A 3,619-nucleotide genomic window follows, 5' to 3' on the forward strand; every position below is an offset into this window, starting at 1 on the left:
TTTGAAGAAAACAGGTAAGCGTAAAGTCACAACGTCGAAGCCTGTGCCACAAAGCTAACGGCTGACCGCTGACCGCTGACCGCTGAATGCTTGCTTACCTACTCCCGACTCCCGACTCCCGACTCCCGACTCCCGACTCCCGACTCCCTAAAATCAAAATGCTTGAATCTGACAAAGTGCGATCGAGTCAGCAAGGTAAAGCCAGACTCAAACAAGCTTACAAAGACGCTAGACTAACTCAAGAGAAACTAGCACAACAAGCCCGTGTCTCTGTCGATACCGTTAAACGCTTGCTTGGTACTAAAGATTGTCCCCATGGAGTGGAACGATGGGCAGTTAGAAATATTTGCAAGGTTCTAAATCTTAAACCAACTGATATCGTTGACAGAAAAGACTGGGAGCCTCAACAGCAGTTACCACCAGAGTTTGAACAATTTATTCAAGACAAAACTCACTTATTTTGCGGACGTGAGTTTGTCTTTAAGGCTATTGAAAACTTCTTCAGCAAAACTGCTCAGGGCTACTTTACTGTTATTGGTGATGCTGGGATGGGTAAAAGTGCCATTGCTGCTAAGTATGTATCAGACAACCCAGAAGCAATTTGCTTTTTTAATAGTCGTGCTGAGGGCATGAATCGTCCAGAATTATTCCTAAGGAAAATCCGTCAACAATTGATCACTCGTTACCAGTTGCCAGATGCTCAAGATGCCGATTTATCAACCTTGTTGGCTAAGGTTAGGGAAAACTTATCTGCTGGTGAACGGTTGGTGATTGTTGTCGATGCTTTGGATGAAGTTGACCAAGAGGGAGCTGGTAATCTTTTATATTTACCGACTATTGTGCCAGACCGTGTTTATTTTATCCTGACCAGAAGACCGTATAATCAGAATGAGAAAAGGCTGCGGTTATCCCCGAGTACACCAACCGAAGAATTGGATTTAAGGGCAAACTCTCAACAAAGCCATCGAGATGTAAAGGAGTATATTTGGCAATTGCTGAATCATCCAGACTATAAACAGGGATTGAGTCAGTGGATTAAAAAGCAACGTGCCCTCTCTAATCAGCAGTTTGTGGAAGAGATTGCGGGAAAAAGCGAAAATAACTTTATGTATTTGCGCTGTGTGTTGCCAGCCATAGCCGATGGGTTTTATAATGATAAACCCTTGGATGAATTACCGGTAGGATTACAAGGCTATTACGAAAACCATTGGCAACTGATGGGGATGACAACCAAGCCTTTACCCAGGGATAAAATTAAAATTGTTTATGTGATATGTAAGTTAGGTCGTGCTGCTTCCCGTAAAAAAATTGCTAACTATTCTAAGCAGGATGAATTCACGGTGCAGGAAGTGCTTGATGGATGGGCACAATTTTTACAAAAGCAAGAAAGCTATCGACCACCACGTTATCGATTTTATCACGAAAGTTTCCGAGATTTTTTGAATCGACAGGATATTGTCCAAGCGGCAGGTGTGATGTTACCTAATATTAGTGCTGAAATTGCCGATAATATGACAGAGGGGCTGGAGTTATGAGTAATCTTCGCAGTTCTGTAGGGTGCGTTAGGGGCGGTTGCCCTAATTTTCCGCCTCTTCGTTCGTGCTTGGTTTTGACAGCCAGCCCCGTAACGCACCACCGGATCAAACAGCATGCATTGAGATGTACCCCTTGAATTATGAGTAATCTTCGCAGTTGGTTAGGGCAAAAATCACCAGAAGAAATAGAGCATTTCTTGGGTGAAATTCCCCGTTTGTGGTTAGAAGGTGAGAACCTTAATAAATTATCTCGTTTGTTGAGTAATTATGAGTTTATCGAAGCCAAACTTAATCATACTGAATTTGGTATAAAGGCACTGATTGAAGATTATGAGTTGATTGATAATATAGATTTATCTCATCCAGACTACAGCGAGCAAACGATACAATCCCTGAAGTTAATTCAGGGAGCCTTGCGACTATCAAGACATATATTAAGTCAAGATGCAACCCAATTAGCAGGGCAACTGTCAGGGCGTTTACTAGATTTTGATACCCCAGACATTCAACGATTATTACAACAGATACCCCAAACCGAAACGACTTGTTTGCGTAGCTTGAGAGCTACGTTAAATGCCCCTACTGGACTCTTACTATCTACCCTTAGTGGTCATGGTGATTCCGTAAATGCAGTTGCTGTTACACCAGATGGCACCATGGTAATTTCTGGTTCATCGGATCACACGGTTAAAGTGTGGGATTTGAATACAGGTGCAGAAATTAGAACATTAACAGGTCATAGTGCTCCTGTAAACGCTGTAGCGGTTACTCCTGATGGAACCAAGGTAATTTCTGGTGCCTCGGATAATACGGTTAGAGTCTGGAGTTTAGCAACAGGTAAAGAAATACTGAAATTTAATGGTCATAGTCACTCTGTAAATGCTGTAGGTGTTACTCCTGATGGAACCAGGGTAATTTCTGGTGCCTCTGATAACACTGTTAAAGTCTGGAATTCAGGAACAGGTACAGAAATATTAACATTTAATGGTCATAGTACCCCTATAGTTGCTTTAGCGATTACTCCCGATGGCAAGAAAGCGGTTTCAGGATCAATTTTGGGTATTTCTCAGTATATCATAGTCTGGAACCTAGAAACAGGAAAAGAAGAATTAACTCGACAAGAGCATAGAAATTTAGTAAAAACTGTTGCTATCACCTATGATAATCACTTAATTTATGGATCAGATAATGGAGCTATTACGATTTTCCATTTAGAAAGCGGTGAAGTGTTGTTCCTGCTGGCTCCATCTCAAAATCCTGAGACAAGGGAGAAATTATACCCCATAAGCCGTGTGCTTTCCGAGCTCAATCGATTCGATCCATATCAAAATCCTGAGACAAAGGAGAAATTATATTCCATTGCGGTTGCCCCTGATGGCAAGTCGCTGATTGCTGTTTATAGTGATAATTTTTCAAGGGTTTGGAATCTAGAAACAAGTAATAAAAGCGACCAAGTTAAGTTTCATTCTCAACTGGAAGGTCATACTGCTCCGATAGTTGATATTGCGTTTACACCTGATGGTAAACGATTTATTTCTGCTTCCAACGATAAAACCCTTAAAGTGTGGAATTTCGGCTTATTAGAAAAGAATAATCAAGTTATCAATGATAATAATTCCGTAAATGATGTAACCATTACTACCGATGGTAAACAAGCAATTTTGGCTTTACCATATAACATGGTCAGAGTTTATAATTTAGAAAGAATTCCGCAAAATTTTAACTTTGCTACTGATAAATATCCATATAGGTTTTCCAGAATACAAAATAGATTTGTAGAAATTATAGATAAATTTTTTCACTGGTGGATAAAAGCACTAGCTATTAACTTCTTTTATAGTTTATTAAGCTTAGGTATAACTTTGTTTTTAATTTTTAAACACAAGTTCTATCCTCGTATCAGATTGAATGATAATTTTCACTTATTATTGTTTGTATCACCCGTCATTATTGGATTTTTAACTAATATTTTATTTTTTGTGAAATTACTTGTGAGCTTGATTATTGGTAATGAAAATTACAAAAATAAATCTAAAAAATATCCTAAGATTTATTCAAATTTTAAAGTAGATGAATCAAGCCCA

2 protein-coding genes are annotated in these 3,619 nt (G+C 39.3%); both read left to right on the forward strand.

Going from position 1 to position 3,619, the window contains the following annotated elements; all coding sequences use genetic code 11:
• Window positions 1-86: 86 nt before the first annotated feature.
• A complete protein-coding gene (locus tag F6K37_RS34930; RefSeq protein WP_287255428.1) occupies window positions 87-1,535 on the forward strand; it encodes an AAA family ATPase in 1,449 nt (482 codons plus the stop codon).
• 140 nt (window positions 1,536-1,675) lie between these two features.
• Window positions 1,676-3,619 (forward strand): WD40 repeat domain-containing protein (locus tag F6K37_RS34935; protein ID WP_287255430.1); only part of this gene is annotated, 1,944 nt, incomplete at its 3' end.

The sequence above is a fragment of the Moorena sp. SIO4E2 genome, assembly GCF_010671945.1.
Classification (GTDB): Bacteria; Cyanobacteriota; Cyanobacteriia; order Cyanobacteriales; family Coleofasciculaceae; genus Moorena; species Moorena producens.